The sequence below is a fragment of the Streptomyces sp. LUP30 genome (assembly GCF_001746365.1).
GTDB lineage: Bacteria > Actinomycetota > Actinomycetes > Streptomycetales > Streptomycetaceae > Streptomyces.
Genome location: NZ_MJAJ01000015.1, coordinates 62,922 through 81,698, shown reverse-complemented (window position 1 = coordinate 81,698; position 18,777 = coordinate 62,922). Strand labels below are relative to the sequence as shown.

Annotated in this window: 16 protein-coding genes; 5 read left to right on the top strand and 11 right to left on the bottom strand. The window is 73.3% G+C overall.

What is annotated here, in order from left to right:
- Positions 1 to 1,194: 1,194 nt before the first annotated feature.
- The 3 genes from BG482_RS15025 to BG482_RS15015 all read right to left on the bottom strand — a co-directional run bounded on the left by BG482_RS15025 (position 1,195) and on the right by BG482_RS15015 (position 4,453).
- Positions 1,195 to 2,244: a Zn-dependent alcohol dehydrogenase gene (locus tag BG482_RS15025; protein ID WP_069769515.1), complete on the bottom strand. Its 1,050-nt coding sequence runs from the start codon at positions 2,242 to 2,244 to the stop codon at positions 1,195 to 1,197.
- A gap of 19 nt (positions 2,245 to 2,263) precedes the next feature.
- The gene (locus BG482_RS15020) at positions 2,264 to 3,412 is read right to left on the bottom strand and encodes an acyl-CoA dehydrogenase family protein (protein WP_069769578.1); all 1,149 of its coding nucleotides are present in this window, start codon (positions 3,410 to 3,412) and stop codon (positions 2,264 to 2,266) included.
- Positions 3,413 to 3,538: 126 nt separating this feature from the next.
- On the bottom strand, positions 3,539 to 4,453 hold the full coding sequence (locus BG482_RS15015) for an SDR family NAD(P)-dependent oxidoreductase (protein WP_069769514.1): 915 nt from the start codon (positions 4,451 to 4,453) through the stop codon (positions 3,539 to 3,541).
- A 102-nt stretch (positions 4,454 to 4,555) separates the two neighbouring features.
- On the opposite strand from BG482_RS15015, the gene BG482_RS15010 reads away from it, so the two are divergent.
- Positions 4,556 to 5,482, top strand: coding sequence for a cyclase family protein (locus BG482_RS15010; protein WP_069769513.1), 927 nt, complete (start codon positions 4,556 to 4,558; stop codon positions 5,480 to 5,482).
- Positions 5,483 to 6,002: 520 nt separating this feature from the next.
- Here BG482_RS15010 and BG482_RS15005 read toward each other — a convergent pair.
- The 4 genes from BG482_RS15005 to BG482_RS14990 form a co-directional block, all read right to left on the bottom strand.
- Positions 6,003 to 6,515, bottom strand: coding sequence for an ATP-binding protein (locus BG482_RS15005; RefSeq protein ID WP_069769512.1), 513 nt, complete (start codon positions 6,513 to 6,515; stop codon positions 6,003 to 6,005).
- Between the two features lie 532 nt (positions 6,516 to 7,047).
- Positions 7,048 to 7,947, bottom strand: coding sequence for an acyl-CoA dehydrogenase family protein (locus BG482_RS15000; RefSeq protein WP_069769511.1), 900 nt, complete (start codon positions 7,945 to 7,947; stop codon positions 7,048 to 7,050).
- 9 nt (positions 7,948 to 7,956) lie between these two features.
- Positions 7,957 to 9,093 (bottom strand): acyl-CoA dehydrogenase family protein, encoded by a 1,137-nt coding sequence (locus BG482_RS14995; protein WP_069769510.1) that lies wholly within the window; start codon positions 9,091 to 9,093, stop codon positions 7,957 to 7,959.
- A 33-nt stretch (positions 9,094 to 9,126) separates the two neighbouring features.
- Positions 9,127 to 10,323, bottom strand: a complete 1,197-nt coding sequence (locus BG482_RS14990) for an amidohydrolase family protein (protein ID WP_069769509.1) — start codon at positions 10,321 to 10,323, stop codon at positions 9,127 to 9,129.
- Positions 10,324 to 10,502: 179 nt separating this feature from the next.
- Here BG482_RS14990 and BG482_RS14985 point away from each other — a divergent pair, with 179 nt between their 5' ends.
- Positions 10,503 to 12,083 (top strand): class I adenylate-forming enzyme family protein, encoded by a 1,581-nt coding sequence (locus tag BG482_RS14985; protein WP_256096375.1) that lies wholly within the window; start codon positions 10,503 to 10,505, stop codon positions 12,081 to 12,083.
- On the opposite strand, the gene BG482_RS14980 is transcribed toward BG482_RS14985, so the two are convergent.
- Together BG482_RS14980 and BG482_RS14975 are read right to left on the bottom strand one after the other, a co-directional pair.
- Positions 12,067 to 12,579: an EF-hand domain-containing protein gene (locus BG482_RS14980; RefSeq protein WP_069769508.1), complete on the bottom strand. Its 513-nt coding sequence runs from the start codon at positions 12,577 to 12,579 to the stop codon at positions 12,067 to 12,069. The two genes, BG482_RS14985 and BG482_RS14980, sit on opposite strands and share 17 nt — an antisense overlap.
- Before the next feature lie 217 nt (positions 12,580 to 12,796).
- Complete coding sequence (locus BG482_RS14975; protein ID WP_069769507.1) at positions 12,797 to 13,177, bottom strand: STAS domain-containing protein; 381 nt, start codon at positions 13,175 to 13,177, stop codon at positions 12,797 to 12,799.
- 335 nt (positions 13,178 to 13,512) lie between these two features.
- Between BG482_RS14975 and BG482_RS14970 the strand changes: the two genes are divergently transcribed.
- Positions 13,513 to 14,103 carry a sigma-70 family RNA polymerase sigma factor gene (locus BG482_RS14970; RefSeq protein ID WP_069769506.1) on the top strand — a complete coding sequence of 197 codons (591 nt, stop codon included), beginning with the start codon at positions 13,513 to 13,515 and terminating at the stop codon, positions 14,101 to 14,103.
- A 146-nt stretch (positions 14,104 to 14,249) separates the two neighbouring features.
- A complete protein-coding gene (locus BG482_RS14965; RefSeq protein WP_069769577.1) occupies positions 14,250 to 15,617 on the top strand; it encodes a zf-HC2 domain-containing protein in 1,368 nt (455 codons plus the stop codon).
- A 76-nt stretch (positions 15,618 to 15,693) separates the two neighbouring features.
- On the opposite strand, the gene purU is transcribed toward BG482_RS14965, so the two are convergent.
- Both purU and BG482_RS14955 read right to left on the bottom strand, forming a co-directional pair.
- Positions 15,694 to 16,578, bottom strand: coding sequence for a formyltetrahydrofolate deformylase (gene purU / locus BG482_RS14960; RefSeq protein WP_069769505.1), 885 nt, complete (start codon positions 16,576 to 16,578; stop codon positions 15,694 to 15,696).
- A gap of 154 nt (positions 16,579 to 16,732) precedes the next feature.
- On the bottom strand, positions 16,733 to 17,233 hold the full coding sequence (locus tag BG482_RS14955; RefSeq protein ID WP_079141825.1) for a sugar ABC transporter substrate-binding protein: 501 nt from the start codon (positions 17,231 to 17,233) through the stop codon (positions 16,733 to 16,735).
- 118 nt (positions 17,234 to 17,351) lie between these two features.
- On the opposite strand from BG482_RS14955, the gene BG482_RS14950 reads away from it, so the two are divergent.
- Positions 17,352 to 18,713, top strand: coding sequence for an ABC transporter substrate-binding protein (locus BG482_RS14950; protein ID WP_069769503.1), 1,362 nt, complete (start codon positions 17,352 to 17,354; stop codon positions 18,711 to 18,713).
- Positions 18,714 to 18,777 lie beyond the last annotated feature (64 nt).

Genomic DNA, 18,777 nt, shown 5'->3' with positions numbered 1-18,777 from the left:
CCCGGCCAGGACCGCCGTGGACGGCGCGACCGCCCGCAGCAGCAGGCCGGCCAGCGACCCCGTCGCCGCGTACCCCGCCCCCGCGGCCGCGTACATGACCGAGTAGCCGGCGGCCAGGGCGTGCGGCGGCAGGGCCTCGCGCAGGGACAGGTTGCGGGTGAGCATCGCCGCCGACTGGAGCGTGCCCCCCAGGACCAGCGCCACCGCGATCCCCGCCGCGCCCGGTGACGACGCGGCCGTCGTCACGCACACCGCCACCCCGGCCATCAGCGCCACGCTGTGGGTGCGCAGCCGGCCCGGCCAGGCGCGCAGACCGTGGACGAAGCCGCCGACCCCGCCGCCCACGGCCATCCCGGTCAGCAGCGGGCCGGACCAGCCGACGCCGATGCCGCGTTGTTCGAGCAGCGCCGGCAGCACGAGTTCGGCGAGCCCGAGCAGGGCGAGACTGGCCGCGCCCGTGACGTAGACCGGCCAGGCGCCGGCCAGCAGCCGCAGCAACGATCCGCCCGTGGGGTTCGCTCCGCCCGCGCCGTCCGCGCCCCAGGCGGCCGGCAGCAGCCACAGGCCCGCGACCGACGACGCCATCAGCGCGGCGGCCAGCAGCAGCGGGACGCGCGGCGCGACGCCGAGGGCAAGACCGGCGACCGCGGCCGGCGAGAGCGCCCACACCCCGGCCGTCAGCATCGACTCCACCGACAGCGCCTGCGCCGTCGCCCGCTCCGGGACCAGCGTGGTGAGCAGGGTGCGCAGACCGCCGGTGGCGGCGGCCGGGGCGGCCCCGGCCACGACCGCGAACCCGCACAGGACCGCGGGATGCGCCTCCGGCAGCGCCCCCAGCCCGGCGAATCCGACGGCGCCGCAGGCCAGGCCCCCCGCCAGGTGCGCTCGGGCGCGCTCGTGGCGCAGCCGCAGCCCGAGCACGGGGGCGCCCACGATCTCACCGAGGACGAAGGCCGCCGCGAGGACGGCGCCGAGGCTGTAGCCGCCCGGCCGCTCGCGCACCAGGAACACCAGGGCCAGCGGGGCCATGGCGACCGGCATGCGGGCTCCCACGGCGGTGCAGGCCCACATCAGGACCTGCCGGGAGGCGACGTCGCGGTAACTCATGACCCGACCGTAGGGGGCGGCGCCGACATCGCCCCAGAGGTTTTCCGCAGCCTGTGGACAACCCGAGGGTTCTGGATCCGACGGCTGTCAGAACGTCAGCACCGCCCGCGCCACCCGCCCCGCCTCCGCGTCCGCCGCGGCCTTCTCGAAGTCCTCCACCGGGTAGGTCTGGGTGACGAGTTCGTCGAGCAGCAGCCGGCCCTCGCGGTACAGCTCCGCGTACAGGGCGACGTCCCGCTGCGGCCGGGAGGCGCCGTAACGGCAGCCCAGGATCGACTTGTCCAGGAACAGGGAGGAGACGAGGAAGGACGCCTCGGCGGTCGCCGGCGGCACCCCCAGCAGCACCGCCTGACCGTGCCGGTCGAGCAGGTCGACGGCCGCCCGGATCAGCTCGACGCGGCCCACGCACTCGAAGACGTGGTCCGCGCCCGTCGGCAGCACCTCCCGCACGCCGTCCGCCGACGTCAGGAAGTGCGTGGCCCCGAACCGCCGCGCCGCCGCCTCCTTCGCCGGGTTCGCGTCGACGGCGACGATCCGCGACGCGCCCGCGATCCGCGCGCCCTGCAGCACGTTGAGCCCGATCCCGCCCGTCCCGATGACGACGACGCTCTCCCCGTGGCCCACCCGCGCGCGGTTGAGGACGGCCCCGACCCCGGTCAGCACCCCGCACCCGATCAGCGCGGCCGACGTCAGCGGAACGTCCTTCGGGATGCGCACCGCCTGCACCGCCTTGACCACCGTCCGCTCGGCGAAGGCGGAGTTCGCGGCGAACTGGAACAGCGGCCGCCCCGCGCGCGTGAACGGCTTCTGCGGCCGCCCGATGGCCTGTCGGCACATCGTCGGGCGGCCCCGGTCGCACTCGGCGCACGCGCCGCAGTTGGCGAGCGTGGACAGGGCGACGTGGTCTCCCGGCACGACGTGGGAGACCCCGGCGCCGACCTCCTCCACCACGCCCGCGCCCTCGTGCCCGAGGACGACGGGAGCCGGGAAGGGGATCGTCCCGTCGACGACCGACAGGTCGCTGTGGCACAGCCCGGCCGCCGAGATCGCGACGAGCACCTCGCCCGGCCCCGGCTGGCGCACCTCCAGATCGTCGACGACCTCGACCCGCGTCCCGTCGAACACCACGCCTCGCATCACGCTGCTCCCCTCCGCCTCATCCCTTGGGTTGCCTGGGCAGACCGAGCACGCGCTCGGCGATGATCGTGCGCTGGATCTGGTCCGAGCCGCCGTAGATCGTGTCGGCCCGCGAGAACAGGAACAGGTGCTGTGCGTCGTCGAGTCGGTACGGCGCGGCGGGCGACCAGTCCGCCGGGCCGACGCCCGCCGCCGCCCCCCGCACCTGCACCGCCGCCTCCCCCAGCCGCTGATGCCAGCCCGCCCACAGCAGCTTCGCCACGCTCGGCGCGCCCGGCCCGCCCGAACCCCCCAGCGTGCGCAGCGCGTTCCACCGCATGGTGCGCAACTCCGCCCACAGCCGCACCAGCCGCTCGCGGACGACGGGGTCGTCGGCCGCGCCGTTCTCCACCGCCGTGCGCACCACCCGCGCCAACTCCTGGGCGAAGCCGATCTGCTGGGCGAGCGTCGACACCCCGCGCTCGAAGCCGAGGAGGCTCATCGCGACCCGCCAGCCGTCGCCCTCCGCGCCGACGACGTGCTCGGCGCGCGCGTGGGCCCCGTCGAAGAACACCTCGTTGAATTCGCTGGTGCCGGTGAGCTGCCGGATCGGGCGCACCTCGATCCGGCCCGGCTGGTCCATGGGCAGGAGGAGGAAGATCAGCCCGTGGTGCCGCCTGGACTCGGGGTCGGTGCGCGCGAGCACGAAGCACCAGTCGGCCTCATGGGCCAGGGACGTCCAGATCTTCTGCCCGGTGACCCGGTAGGACCGTCCGTCGGCTGCGCGTTCGGCTCTCGTGCGGAGGGCGGCGAGGTCGGATCCCGCGCCGGGTTCGCTGTATCCCTGGCACCACAGCTCGGCGCCGGCGGCGATCGGCGGCAGGAAGCGCGACTTCTGCCCGGCCGTGCCGTGTGCGAGGAGGGTGGGCGCCAGGAGGTTCTCCCCGATGTGTCCGGACCGGGGCGGGGCGCCCGACCGGGCGTACTCCTCGGCCCAGGCGACCTGTTGCGTGAGGGTCGCGGTCCGGTTGCCGTATCCGCCCTCCCCCCAGCCGATCCCGACCCATCCGGCCGCCCCGAGGACGCCTTCCCAGGCACGGCGACCGTGGGCGTGCGGGGTGTGCTCGGCGAGCCAGGCCCGGGCCTCGGCGCGGAACGAGTCGTCCGCCGGCGTGAATCCGAAGTCCACGTTCCCCTCCTTGGACAGGGCGACCGACACCCCCCGGGGGGGGCGGGACCGCATCGATGTGCGGCTCCCCGCGTGGGCGCGACCGGCCACGGACGACCGGCACCGCGAAGACCGCGGGAAGCACGCTCAGGCGTTGGGCCGGTTCCCCTCCCGCGCGGCCCGCGCCATCTCCTCCAGCCGCGCGAGCATCGGCATCGGATCCACTCCGACGGTCGCGGGGAGCACCTCGGCGATCCGCTCCGGGGTCCAGGAGCCCCCCTCCGCGTGGGCCGAACGCAGTTCCCTCGGCTGTGCCCACACGGCGATCTTCGGCCCCGCGACGGTGTACACCTGCCCGGTGACCGCGGCCTCGCGCGCGCGGTCCGACAGCAGATAGACCACGAACGCGGCCACGTCCTCCGGCTCGCCCATCTCCGCGAGCTCCATGGGCACGCCGGCCGACATCCGCGTGCGGGCCACCGGGGCCACCGCGTTGGCCGTGACCCCGTACTTGTGCAGGCCCAGCGCGGCGCTGCGCACGAGCGAGATGATCCCGCCCTTGGCAGCGCTGTAGTTGGCCTGGGACACCGAGCCCTGGTGGTTGCCGCTGGTGAAGCCGATCAGCGTGCCGGAGCGCTGCCCGCGCATCACCGCCGACGCGGCCCGGAACACCGTGAACGTGCCCTTGAGATGGGTGGCGACGACCGGGTCCCACTCCTCCTCGGACATGTTGAACAGCATCCGCTCGCGCAGGATCCCGGCCACGCACACGACTCCGTCGAGCCGTCCGTACGTCTCCAGGGCCGTGTCCACGACCCGCCGGCCGCCCGCCATCGTCGAGATGTCGTCGGCGACGGCGACCGCCTCGCCGCCCGCCGCCTCGATCTCCTTGACGACGGCCTCGGCGATCTCGCTGGTGGGGGCGGCCCCGTCCACACCGACGCCGTAGTCGTTGACGACGACCCGTGCGCCCTCGGCAGCCGCCGCGAGCGCCACTGCCCGTCCGATGCCTCGTCCCGCGCCCGTGACGGCGACGACCTTGCCGGTCAGGAAGTTCCCCACGGCCGGACCCCTCCCACAGTTTCTGACGGACCGTTAGATTTGAGATTCGAGGTCTAGATTGACCCGTCCGTCGGTCGGGGACAAGCCCCGGGGAGGCACGGAATGACACTGCCGGTCGAGTTCCACGACATCGCGAAGCGCGTCAACAACTGGGGGCGTTGGGGGGCCGCCGACGAGATCGGCACGCTGAACCTGATCACCGACGACGTCGTCCGCGCCGCGGCCGCCGAGATCCGCACCGGCCGCCGCGTCCCGCTGGCGCTGCCGCTGCGCGAGGACGGCGTGCAGACCGGGCTGATCCCGGGCCGGGTCAACCCGCTGCACGCCATGGTGCAGATCAACCAGGAGATCTTCGGTCCGGGCACGGTGGCGTGCAACGACGACGCCGTGACGATGGGCCTCCAGGCCGGCACCCACTGGGACGCGCTGACCCATGTGTCGCACTCGGGGAAGCTCTACAACGGCCGCCCGGCCACCACCGTCACGGCGCACGGGGGAGCGGAGTTCAGCGGCATCGACAAGGCACGGCACGTCGTCTCGCGCGGGGTGCTGCTCGACGTGGCACGCGCGCATGGCGTCGACCGGCTGGCGGGCGACCACGCGGTCACCCCGGAGGACCTGGACGCGGCGGAGGAGCTGGCGGGCACACACGTGCGCGCCGGCGACGTGGTGCTCGTGCGGACCGGGCAGATCCAGGTCTATCTGAGCGGCGACAAGCAGGGGTACGGCTATCCGTCCCCGGGGCTGTCCATCCGCACGCCCGAGTGGTTCCACGCGCGCGACGTGGCCGCCGTGGCCGACGACACGCTGACGTTCGAGATCTTCCCGCCGGAGATCGAGGACCTGTGGCTGCCCGTGCACGCGCTCCACCTGGTGGAGATGGGAATGCTGCAGGGCCAGAACTGGAATCTCGAAAAGTTGTCCACAGCCTGTGGAGAAACCGGCCGCTACGCCTTCCTGCTGTCGGCGATGCCCGAGCCGTTCGTCGGCGGGACGGGAACTCCGGTGGCTCCCGTGGCCGTTCTCTGAGCCCTCGGCAGGCAGCCCGGGGAGGGGCCCGGAAACGGGCCCGGGAATCCCGCACGGAGTCCCGGAAAGGGGCGCCTGGGAAGAGCGAGCCCCGGAAGCCGGCTCCTGGAAGACGTCGGCGGGCGGCGCGCGGCCGCCCGCCCCGAGCACGGCACCGCGCACCGCCATCCGACTCCGGCGTACCCCCCTCGGCTCCCCAGGGCCCTGAGGAAGCCGTCGACGCCGAATCGCGACCCGCGCTCGGCAAGGGCCTCCGTCACCGAAGCCCTCGTCGTCCCCTCACGGCGAATCGCTGCCCACAAGCGTGATCAAACGGACACCTCACGTCAACACCCGGACGACGATTTATTACTTACGCCCGATTCGCAGTGGGCGCGCACGGAAGCACGGGCGGGCGCACCGGCCCCCCACCGGGCGAGGACCGGCAGCGCTTCCCGCATCCGTGCACCGCACCCCACCGGGCGTTTCGCGACCGTGCGCCGCCGTGAGCACACAGCCAGGAGCGTGCGCCGACGGTTCGTCACACCACCTCGTAGGCGAGGCCTCCGTAGGCCGGCGCGGACTTCGTCCGCACCGCGACCGCGCGTTCGGCGACGACCGCGCACTCGGCGACACCACCCCGGTCGGTCTCCGCCCGACCCGGCGCGGCACAGCGGTCGAGCTCGCACCAGATGCGCTTGCCCGCGCCCTCGACGCTCCAGCCCCAGCGGTCCGCGAGTCCGTCGACGAGGGCCAGACCGCGGCCGCCGGTCGCCTCGTCGCCCGCACATCGGGGCACCGGGGCCCGGTCGCTGGCGTCGGCCACCTCCAGGCGGACGACGGACGGCTCGCCCACCGCACCCGGCAGGGAGAGCCGCAGCACCGCCGGACAACCGGTGTGCACCACGGCGTTGGTGACCAGCTCGGAGACGAGCAGGATCAGCGTCTCGGCGAGCGGCTCCTCGTCCGCTATCCCCGACCCGGCGAGACGCGAACGGGCCCACCTGCGGGCGCGCCCCACCTCAGCGGGGTCGGGCCGGATCTCCAGCTGCACTTGAAGCACCTGCACCGCTCACACCATCCGAACCGGCGGACACATGGCCGTGCGCCACGCGAGCCACGCGAGCCGCGTGGACACCATGACGACGGGGGCCACGATCGTAGCCATTTTCTGCATGGCCAGAACAACGGCCAGAGGCAGGGTGACGGAACGTGAATCCCTGAGGAGACAGCTTGGTTGACATACAGTCACCCCAACAAGCGCTTCGGGCATATTCCATCGCGAAGGAGTACCCGTGCGGCATACTGTGCGACGCTCGTTGCGGGGAGTCGAACAGGCGGGGGCGCAAAGCCCGTCCGCCCTGCGAGCGGGGGCGCGCACCGCCGGATCCGGCACCGCCCCAGGGGCACCGCCGGCATGGCTCATGCTCGGAACCACTCGCATCCCACAGAAGGTACCGGAGCGACCCGCCGACTCCGGGCCGTGACGGGTCACGCATCGGACACAACCCGATATCAACGCTCCGTGATCCCGCTCTGCCACGATCCGCGACATCCGCACGCCCGCCCGTGCACCGAACCCGCCGTCACCGCAGGCAGACCTGCCCGCCGTCCGTCCCGGAGAGCAGATCCCGCGCGAGAAACTCCTCACTCTCCGTGCCGCCGCCCGCACGGCGGGTGCGCACCCAGGCGCGTTTCAGCAGCAGATGGACGTCCGCCTCCCAGGTGAAGCCCATGCCGCCGTGCACCTGCAGGCAGTCGCGCGCGCCGCGCACGGCGGCCTCGTCGGCGAGGAGCCGGGCGGCGGCGATGTCGGCCGGGTCGGCGGTGACGGCGGCCGCGTAGACCGCCGCGCGGGCCGTCTCGACCCGCACCAGCAGCTCCGCGCACAGATGCTTGACCGCCTGGAAGGCCCCGACCGGCCGGCCGAACTGCTCACGCGCCCGGGCGTGTTGCACGGCCAGCTCGCACGCGCGCGTGGCGGTCCCGAGCTGCTCCGCCGCCGTGAGGAGGACCGCGGTGGGATCGGCGGCCCCGCGCGCCGGGACGGAGTGCAGCGGTGTGAGCGGGTCCACGCAGTTCAGCGGCACGGCCCCGGCGGCGTCGCCGCGCACGACGTCCGCCTGGGCGAGCCACTCCACCAGCCCGCCGCCGTCGACGGCGGCGACGACCGTCTCCCCCTCGGCCGCGCCGGGCACCCGCCCCGCCGCGAGGTGCGTGGCCAGCAGCGGCCCCGGGAGCAGGGCCCGGCCCGCCTCCTCGAACGCCAACACCGCCTCGGGCAGCCCCAGTCCCACGCCGCCCTCCGCCTCGGGCAGCCGCAGCGCGAAGAACCCGGCGGCGCCCAGCTCGCGCCACAGCGCCCGGTCCAGCCGCCCCGGCCGGTCCACGGCGGCCCGCAGGGCCTCCCGGTCGAACCGGCGCGCCAGCAGTCCGCGTACGCCGTCCCGCAGCGCGCGCTGGTCGTCCGTCGGTCGAAAGCGCATGGCGGACGGTCACCTCCCCTTCGGCAGTCCGAGGATCCGTTCGGCCACGATGTCGCGCTGGATCTGCGAGGTGCCGGCCGCGATGGTGTAGGACAGCGAGGACAGCCGGTCGCGGACCCAGGGGTGGTCGAGGTCCAGGGCCGCGTCGCCCAGGACCTCGGCGGCGGTGTCGTACAGCTCCTGGCGGGCCTGCGAGTACCTCAGTTTGAACACCGAGCCCCCGACGCCGGGCACCCCGCCGCGGGCGGCCTCCGCCTCGCTCACGTTCCACTGCGTCAGCCGCCACAGTGCCCGGAACTCGGCGTTGAGGCGGCCCAGCCGCCGGCGCAGCGCCGGGTCGTCCCAGCGCCCGTCACGGCGTGCCCGTACGGCCAGTTCGCCCAGCACCCGCCGGCAGGCCACGACCTCGCCCACGAAGGCGGTGCCGCGCTCGAAGGACAGCGTCACCATCGTCACCCGCCAGCCGTCGTTCTCCGCGCCCACCCGGTTGGCGACCGGCACCCGCACCTCGTCGAGGAAGACCTCGGCGAACTCGGTGGAGCCGGCGAGGGTGCGCAGCGGCCGTACGGTGACGCCCGGGGCGTCCATGGGCATGGCCAGCCAGGTGATGCCCTGGTGCTTCGGTGCCTGCGGGTCCGTGCGGACCAGGAGTTCGCACCAGTCGGCGACCTCCGCGTGCGAGGTCCAGATCTTGGACCCGCTCACCACGTAGTCGTCGCCGTCGCGCCACGCGCGCGTGCGCAGGGCCGCGAGGTCGGAGCCGGCGTCGGGCTCGCTGAAGCCCTGGCACCAGACCTCCTCGCCGCGCAACACGGGAGGCAGCCAGCGGGCCCGCTGTTCGGGCGTCCCCTCGGCGGCGATGGTCGGCCCCGCGTGCAGCAGCCCGACGAAGCCGGCCCCCACATAGGGCGCGCCGGCCTTCTCCGTCTCCTCCAGGAAGATCAGCCGGACGCCGGGCGAGGCCTCCCAGTGCACGTCGGCGTACCCGGCCTCGTACAGGGTGCGCTGCCAGCCGAGGTCGTAGGCGCGGCGGCCCGGCCAGTCGTCCGGGGACGGTTTCGGCGGGAGCGCCGGCAGCACCTCGGCGAGCCACTCGCGCAGCCGGGCCCGGAACTCCGCGTCCTCGGGGCTGTCCGAGAGGTCCATAGTCCTGATCCCCTGCTTTGGTCGCCGCGCCGGCTACTTGTCGAGGTCCAGGTCGAGCATGCGGATCGCGTTGCCCCTCATCAGCTTGTAGACCGTCTCGTCGTCGAGGCCCTTGACGTGGTCGAGGGCGACCTCCTTGGTGTGCGGGAAGGTCGAGTCCACGTGCGGGTAGTCGGTCTCGAAGGTCGCGTTGTCGCGGCCCACCGCGTCCAGCGACGCGACGCCGTGCTTGTCGCGGAAGAAGCAGCAGAAGATCTGCCGGTAGTAGTACGTCGACGGCGGGTCGGGGACGAGGTCGCGTACGCCGCCCCACGCGCGGTGCTCCTCCCAGACGTCGTCGGCACGCTCCAGGGCGTAGGGGATCCAGCCCATCTGCCCTTCCGAGTAGGCCAGCTTGAGGCGTGGGAAGCGCACCAGGACTCCGCTGAAGAGGTAGTCCATCATCGAGGCCATCGCGTTGTTGAACGACAGCGAGGCCTGGACGGCGGGGGGCGCGTCGGGCGAGGCGGCGGGCATCTGCGACGACGAGCCGATGTGCATGTTGACGACGGTCCCGGTCTCCTCGCACACGGCGAAGAACGGGTCCCAGTAGCCCGAGTGGATCGACGGCAGCCCCAGGTGGCTCGGGATCTCCGAGAAGGTCACCGCGCGCACCCCGCGGGCCGCGTTGCGCCGGATCTCGGCGACCGCCAGGTCGATGTCCCACAGGGGGATCAGGCACAGCGGGATCAGTCGGCCGCCGCTGCCGCCGCACCACTCCTCGACCATCCAGTCGTTGTAGGCGCGCACGCAGGCGAGCGCGACCTCCTTGTCGTGCGCCTCGGCGAAGGTCTGGCCGCAGAAGCGGGGGAAGGACGGGAAGCACAGCGAGGCCTCGACGTGGTTGAGGTCCATGTCCGCCAGCCGGGCCTTCGGGTCCCAGCATCCGCGGCGCATCTCCTCCCGGGTGATCCCCTCCAGGGTCATCTCGTCGCGGTCGAAGCCGACGGCGGCGATGTTGCGCTTGTACGGGAACTTCAGGTCCTCGTAGATCCACCAGTCGGTGGGCGGGCCGTCCGGGTCCATGGTGATCTGGTACTTCCCGGCGACGTAGGCGAGCTCGCCGATGCCGGCGGTGAGGGGCTGCGGCCCCCGGTCCCGGTACTTGCGCGGCAGCCAGGTCGCGAAGAGGTGCGCGGGCTCGATCACATGATCGTCGACGCTGACGATGCGCGGCAGTTCGGTGCTCATGGCTTCCCCTCCGCCTGGCGGTACGCCAGTCGTCCGAAGCGCTGTCCGCAGCGCTATCTGATGGACCGTCATATGCAGTTTCCCCAGCAGGCTAGTCCGCGACCCCTGGACCGACAAGGCGACCGGCCCTACGCTCTGCCGAAAATCTGACTGTCCGTCAGCTAGGTCAGGGGGCCGACGTGAACGACACAGCCACCGCCACCGCCCATGAGCTGAGCGACGCCCGCACGCTCTGGGAACTGCTCGACCGCCGCGCCGGCCTCACCCCCGACCGCCGGGTCCTCCTCCAGGAGGAGCGCGCCCTGACCTTCGGCGAGCTGCACGAGCGGGCCGAGCGGACCGCGGCCGGGCTGCACGACATGGGCGTGCGCCCCGGCACGGTCGTCGCCTGGCAGCTGCCCACCCGTCTGGAGACCGCCGTCCTGTCCTTCGCCCTGGCCCGGCTGGGGGCCGTGCAGTCTCCCGTCATCCCGTTCTACCGCGACCGCGAGGTGGGCTTCGCGCTGCGCGAGTCGAAGGCGGAGTTCTTCGCGGTGCCGGGCGTCTGGCGGGGCCACGATCACACCGAGATGGCCCGGCGGCTGGGCGCGAAGGGCGTCTTCGAGGCGTACGACGACCTGCCGGAGGGGGATCCGGCCGTCCTTCCGCCGCCGCCCGCCGAGGGCGGCTCGGTGCGCTGGATCTACTGGACCTCGGGAACCACCTCGAACCCCAAGGGCGTACTGCACACCGACCGTTCGCTGATCGCGGGCGGCTCCTGCCTCGCCCACGCGCTCCGGCTGACCCCGGACGACGTCGGCTCGATGGCGTTCCCGTACGCCCACATCGCGGGCCCCGACTACACCGTCATGCTGCTGCTGTACGGCTTCCCCGCGGTGATGTTCGAGCACTTCGCGCTGCCGGACGCGCTGGAGGGGTACCGCCGGCACGGCGTGACGGTCGCGGGCGGCTCGACGGCCTTCTACTCGATGTTCCTCGCCGAGCAGCGCAGGCAGCCGGGCGTCCCCGTGATCCCCACGCTGCGGCTGCTCGCCGGCGGCGGAGCCCCCAAGCCGCCGGAGGTGTACCACGCGGTCGTGCGCGAGATGGGCGTGCAGCTGACCCACGGGTACGGGATGACCGAGGTGCCGATGATCACCATGGGGTCGCCGGACGACACCGCGGAGAACCTCGCCACGACCGAGGGGCGGCCCCCGGCGGGCATGGAGATACGCGTGGTGGACGGAGAGGTGCGGTTGCGCGGCGAGGCCGTGTGCCAGGGGTACCTCGATCCCGCCCAGAGCGCCGAGGCGTTCGACGCGGACGGGTTCCTGCGCACCGGCGACCTCGGACGCCTGACCGACAGCGGCCATCTGGTCCTCACCGGGCGGCTGAAGGACGTGATCATCCGCAAGGGCGAGAACGTGTCCGCGAAGGAGATCGAGGACCTGCTCGCCGCGCACCCGGCCGTCGGGGACGTGGCGGTGATCGGCCTGCCCGACGCGGAGCGCGGCGAACTGGTGTGCGCGGTGGTGGAACGGGCGCCGACGGCCGCGGAGCCGCTGACCCTGGCGGCGATGACCGCGTATCTGCGCGCGGGCGGGCTGTCGGTCCACAAACTGCCGGAGCGGCTGGAGGTGGTTCAGGCCCTGCCGCGCAACGAAACCCTGCGCAAGGTCCTCAAGTACAAGCTCCGCGAACGCTACGCGCAACCCGCCCCATCGCCCGCCCCGCCGCCCGCCGCGGACGACCGCTCGGGGACGGCTACTCGGGGACGGTGAAGTAGCGCGCGAAGGCGGGGACGATCTCCGCCTCGCCCACCTTGCCGTCCGCGTCCGCGTCGAGGACGGCGGCGGCCCCGCGGGCGACCTCGTCGGGCGCTCCGAGGGCGTGCAGCACCCGGACGGTGTCCTCGACCGTGGCCCGTCCGTCGCCGTCGGCGTCCGCGACGTCCAGGGCGGCGTGCAGGAAGGGGCGGGCGATCTCGGCGAACCGCTCCGGGTTGTCGCGCAGGCGCTTGACCGCGCTGTTCACGAACTCGTCCCGGCTGATGCGCTGGTCGCCGTCGCGGTCGGCGATCCCGGCCATGCCCTGCCAGAACGCCTCGGCCCCCGCGTAGAGGGCCTGCCCCTTGTCGGAGCGGGCTGCGGTCGCGAACTCCGCGAGGACCGCCTTGGCCGCGGCGGCGAAGTCCACGCGGTCGATGTAGCCGTTGCCGTCCTGGTCGAAGGTGGCGAACCGGGCGGCGATCCTGCGCTCGTACTCACTGCTGACCATGTCTGCTCGGGCCGCCTTACGTCGTCACGTGGTGGGGTGGGTGCGTTGCTGCCGGGCGTGCGCCGAGGGTGCTGCACGGGGCGCTTCCCGGCATGGGTCTGAGAGTGCTTCCGGCAGGGAGCGTACGACGCCGAAGACGTCCGGACGGCCGGAAGGCGACGCCTGTGCCAAGACCGGGGGAATTTCGGGACAAGCGTGTGGCGGAGCGGGGCACGGCTCACGCCGAGAGCGGCTCGGTCCCGTCGTCCACGGCGCCGGCGAGATCGCCGTAGACGTCGAAGAGGCGGCGCACGCCCAGCGCGCCCAGGACGCGGTTGACGTGGGAGCCGTCGGCCGCGCCGTGCGCGGGGAGGATCAGACGCAGCCGTCCCCGGCAGGAGCGGATCAGCCGGCGGGCCGCGATCAGGACCCCGACACCGCTGGAGTCGCAGAAATACACGTCGGAGAGATCCAGGACGAGACTGTGGCGGCCCTCGGCCACCTCGTCGTGCACCCGCTGCCGCAGCACGGGCGACGTCACCAGGTCCAGCTCGCCCGACACGTGGAGCACGGCCCATCCGCCCTGCTCGCCGCCGGTCACTGTGAAGGCCACCACCACGCCCTTCGCTCGCTGTCGCTGTGCTGGGAACGGAAGCTGTCCCTTCGCTTCCTTGCAGCGCGGCTGCCCAGCGGCCCTGCCCCGAAACTCCTGGGGAAAAACAGAAACCAACGGAAAGAGGCTTGTTTCTGTCATATCCGGTCCGGTTCGATCCATGTCTGTCGGGTAGACGCCGCCCATACCACCCCGTCGCGGACAGGGGGCGCACATTGAAACAAAGGGGCGTGCTTTGTCGTACGTGCCGACTACATTCGAGGAGACGGTGGACGCACGCTGGACACACGCACAGCCGAAGGACGCACGGCCAGAGGGACGGACACGGGTGAGGGGGCCTCATGGCGAAAAAGGACGCACCGCCCCGCTGGGACCGCAAGATGCAGCAGCGGCTCGCGCGCGGTGAGGCGGCCGCCCTCGGCGAGCTCTACGACCGGTTCGCCTCGCTCGTGCACGGACTCGCCCATCGCGTGCTCGGAGACGAACGAGCGGCCGACGGCATCACCCGCGAGGTCTTCGCCCACCTCTGGGAGCACCCCGACGCCTACGACCCCCGGCAGGGCCCGCTGCGCACCTGGGTCGCCGCGCTGACCCACCGTCTCGCGGTGCAGCGGCTGCGCGCCACCGAGACCGCCGCGCTGGCCGAGACCGGCCACGGCTCGGCCGAGGCGACCGAGGAACTGGAGCGCAGGGTGCGGCACGCATCCGTCGCCGCCCGCGCCGACTACATCGTCCAGGCCATGCCCGCGCCCCTGCGCGCCGCCCTGGAGCTGGCCTACTTCCAGCGCCGCGACTACCGCCAGACCGCGGCCGACCTCGGCGTCACCGAAGACGAGGCCCGCCGCCGGCTCCGGCTGGGCCTCCAGCTGCTGTCCACGGCCCACGACGTCGCGGCCCCCGGGGCCCCGCCCGGATACGGGGGTGCCGCGTGAGCGACGCGACCCCCTGGCTGTCGTACGACGGCGGCGAAGGCGAGGAGGACGAGCAGCGGGACGGCCGGTCGGGCGAAGAGGACAAGGATCAGGCGCAGGACGAGAATCACACGCAGGCGCACGGCGAGGACAGGGTGCCCACCGGGATGAACGGGCCGGACGACACGAGCGGACCGGGAGGGCCGGCCGGCCCCGGGGCCGGCAGCGACGGCGACGGCGGTCAGGACGCTCCCTCCTCCCCCGGCCCCGGCCGGCCGCCCCGCATACCGCTGCCCCGGGCGTCCGTCGAGGACGGCGGGCTGCCGCTGCCCGCGCCGCCGGAGCCGGCCCTCCCGCAGCCCCTCCGGCTGGAGCACCCGGTGCTCAAGTCCCTGCTGGGGGCATGGGCGTTGGCCGCCTGCTCCGCCGAGGAGACGGCCGCCGTCGAGGAGCACCTCGGCGACTGCGGCGCCTGCGCCGACGAGGCACGGCGGCTGCGCGAGGCGGTCGGCCTGCTGCAGCGCCCGGAGAGCCTCGACCTGGACCCCGGGCTGCGCACCCGCGTCATCGACGGCTGCCTGACCCGCCGCCCGCCCCGCATCCCGGTGCCGTCCTGGGCGCAGTCGTACGACGCCGAGACGGCGCGGCTGGACGCCCTGCTCCAGGACTTCGGGGACGCCGAGTGGCACGCCCCCGTGCGGCTGCGCTGGTTCCGCGGCCAGGAGGCAACGAGCCGCCGGACCACGGTCGCCGGGGTCATCGCCCATCTCCTCGCGGTGGACGGACTGGTCGCCCTGGCCCTGGGCCTCGACGACCCGCTGGAGACGGCCGGGGCGCACGACGCGGACGAGGCGGGCGTGGACGCCGACCGGCCGAGCGCGGCGGACGGCCCGCCCGGCACCCCGGCGCGTCGCACCGAGGCCTTCTGGGCCGGCTCGCGCTTTCCGCCGACCCGCTCCGTGCGCGGGCCCTGGCGCGAACAGACCCACGCCCTGGTGCGCACGGCGTCCTTCACCGGCGGAGAGGGACACGGCGCCATGCCGGTGTCCTACGGCGGCTTCGAACTGCCCCTGCGGGACGCGCTGCTGGACCGCGCCTTCGAGTGCTGGGTGCACGCCGAGGACATCGCCGAGGCGGTCGACTACCCCTACGCGCCGCCCGCCGCCCGCCATCTGCACGGCATGATCGACCTGGCCGCCCGGATGCTGCCGGAGACGCTCGCGGCCCGCCGCCGCGCCGGGCTCGCCACGCCCTCGCACCACACCCGCCACCTGGTGAGCGCCGGCCGTCCCGGCCGCAGCCTGCGGCTGGAGATCGAGGGCTCCGGCGGCGGCCAGTGGCTGATCCCGCTGGACTCGCCGGGCGCGGTGGGCTCCGCCGACCACGAGGTGGCCCATGTGGCCCTGGACGACGTGGAGTTCTGCCGGCTCGCCGCAGGCCATGTGTCGCCCGAGGAGGCGGCCGCGGGACAGGTCGGCGACCGCGAGGCGATCCGGGACGTGCTGTTCGCGGCGGCGAGCCTGAGCCGGATGTAGGGCGGCGGCGCAGGGCGTGGCGCGGGCGACCGCGACCGCCCTGCGGCGGCCCCGGCGGAACGGAGAGCCGGAACCCCTACGCGAAGACGACCGTCCGCCGGCCGTTGAGCAGGATGCGGCGCTCCGCATGCCACTTGACGGCCCGGGCGAGCGCCTGGCACTCCACGTCCCGCCCGATGGCGACGAGCTGGTCCGGCGTGACGCCGTGCCCCACCCGCTCGACCTCCTGCTCGATGATCGGCCCCTCGTCGAGGTCGGCCGTCACATAGTGCGCCGTCGCGCCGATCAGCTTCACGCCCCGCGCGTGCGCCTGGTGGTACGGCTTCGCACCCTTGAAGCTCGGTAGGAAGGAGTGGTGGATGTTGATGATCCGGCCGCTGAGCTGCTTGCACAGGTCGTCGGAGAGGACCTGCATGTAGCGGGCGAGGACGACCAGCTCGACGTCCTGCTCGCGGACCAGCTCCAGCAGCTGGGCCTCGGCCTGCGCCTTGTTCTCCTTCGTCACCGGGATGTGGCGGAAGGGGATGTTGTACGAGCCCACGAGCTCGGCGAAGTCGGTGTGGTTGGACACCACGGCCGCGATCTCCACCGGAAGCGCGCCGATGCTGGCGCGGAACAGCAGGTCGTTCAGGCAGTGCCCGAACTTGCTGACCATGAGGACGATGCGCATCCTGTCGTCGGCCCGGTTGATCTGCCAGTCCATGTGGAACGAGTCGCCGATCGCGGCGAAGCTCGCCCTCAGCTTGTCCACGGTCACCGGGGACTCGGCGGAGAAGTGGACGCGCAGGAAGAACAGACCCGTGTCGTGGTCGCCGAACTGCTGACTGTCCTCGATGTTGCAGCCGGTCATGAAGAGGTAACTCGACACGGCGTGCACGATGCCCTGCTTGTCGGGGCAGGAGAGCGTGAGGACGTACTGGTCGGCGGGGTGCGCCGCGGCTCGGCTGGACTGCGCGTTCATGCCCGACAGGGTCGCATACCGCCCCGCGCCGCGGGCAACCGTCCCGCAGGACGGAACGGGACGCCCGGTCCCCTCCCCGCGCCGCCGCCCGCGTCCATGCCGCCCGCGTCCATGCCGCCCGCGTCCATGCCGCCCGCGTCCATGCCGCCCGCGTCTATGCCGCCCGCGTCATGATGCGCAGGACCTCCAGCGTCCGGGGCGGTGCGTCGGGGTCGTCGCCGTCGCTCGTCGCCATGCGCACATGCGCGTCCCGCGCCGCCCGCACCGCGTCCGGCCACGCCTCGTGGTCGACGTACGCGGAGACCGGGGCGTCCGGCCCGACCTGGTGCATGATCCGCAGCACGCGCAGCACGGCGGTGTCGACCAGGGCCGCCTCCTGCGAGTCGCGGAAGATCGTCCCGACGTACTTCTCGGCGGACCAGTTGTCGAGCCAGGTGTCCTCGACCAGGCGGTACACGGCATCGGTGACGTCCCCGTACCCCTCGACGCCGGCCAGCCATACGTTCTGCTGGAACGCCGGATCGGAGAGCATGTGCAGCGCGGAGCGCACATTGCTGCGCCAGCGCCACCACGGCATGTCGTTGAGTGGCATGCCGCCCATGGTGAACGAGCGACGGCCGCGACGGGAAGAGTTCTCCGAACCTTGCACGGTCACCGATCGTACGTTTCCTCACCCCAGGAGCTTCGCGGGCCCCTGCAATTCACCTTCCCGTCACCGCCCGTCGACCGAGGGTCACTCCCGGGTTGGTGATGTGACGGAATCGTGCGTGTCCATGACCGGCAGGCGACGCACGTCCACGCGAAGCACCTTCCTCCCCAGGTCCTTCCGCTTCACCAGGTCCGTCAGAGCAGCCGCCCTCTCGGCGGGCGCCCTGACCGCCTGTGCGTCGCTGGCCGTCGGATGCGGGGTCGTCCCCGGTACCACGGGGGGTTCCGGGGACGACCCGATCGTCGTCATGACCTGGGCGCCCGAGGCGACGTCGGCGACCAACGAGCCCGGCATGCCCGCCTTCGCCCGCGCCTACGCCCGCTGGGCCAACGCGGCCGGAGGCCTGAACGGGCGCAAGCTCAAGGTCCTGACCTGCAACGAACACAACGACACGGTGGCCGCCGCGAAGTGCGCCCGGCAGGCCGTCAAGGAGCACGCGGTCGCCGTCGTCGGCTCCTACAGCCAGCACTCCGACGCCTTCTTCCCCCACCTCGAAGGCGCCGGCATCCCCTACATCGGCGGTTACGGCGTCACGAACGCCGAGTTCACCAGCCCGCTGTCCTATCCGGTCAACGGCGGTCAGCCCGCACTGCTGGCCGGCCTCGGCAAGGCGCTGGCCACGAGCTGCGGTCCCGTCTCGCTGGTCCGCCCGGACACCATCGCCGGCGACACGCTGCCCACGATGCTCGACGCCGGCCTGACGGCGGGCGGGCACGACGAGGCCGCCGACCAGCGGGCCCCGGAGGACGCCGCCGAGTACGCGACACAGGCCGAGACCGCCCTGGCGCACGCGACCGACGACGGGACCGGCCCGAGGAACGGGACCGGCGGGCAGGGCAAGGGAACGGGGAAGGGCTGCGTGGTCACCGCGCTCGGGGACCGCACCAGCACCTTCATGGACTCCTTCCGCCGCACCCGGGCGGACCACCCGGAGGTGCGCACCGCCACCGTCCTCGGCAGCGTCGACCAGACGGTGATCGACGCGGCCGGCGCCGGCTCCGGCCCCTTCGAGGGGGCGTACGTCACCGGCTGGTACCCCGAGGCGAGCGACCCCGCCTGGGCGCAGATGAAGAAGGTGATCAGCGAGGCGGCCTTCTCCGACACCCGGATCGACCCGACCGACACCGGGGTGCAGACCACCTGGATCGCCTACACCGTGTTCCGGCAGGCCGTGGAGTCGCTGGCCGGCGGCGACGTGACCGCCCGCACCGTCCGAGGCGCCCTCGACGACGGCCTGCAGATCTCCACGGGCGGTCTCACGCCGACCCTGCGCTGGCAGTTCTCCGACCGGCTCGCCTCCATCGGCTTCCCCCGCCTGGTCAACGCCGACGTCACCCTGCAGACGGTGCGCAAGGGCCGGCTGGTGGCCGCCAGGAAGGGCTTCGTCGACACGACGAAGACCCTGCAGAAGGCAGCCGTGGGCTGACACCGGCCCGGCCCGGCGGGCGGGACACCGGCCCGGCCCGGCGGGCGGGACACCGGCCGGACGG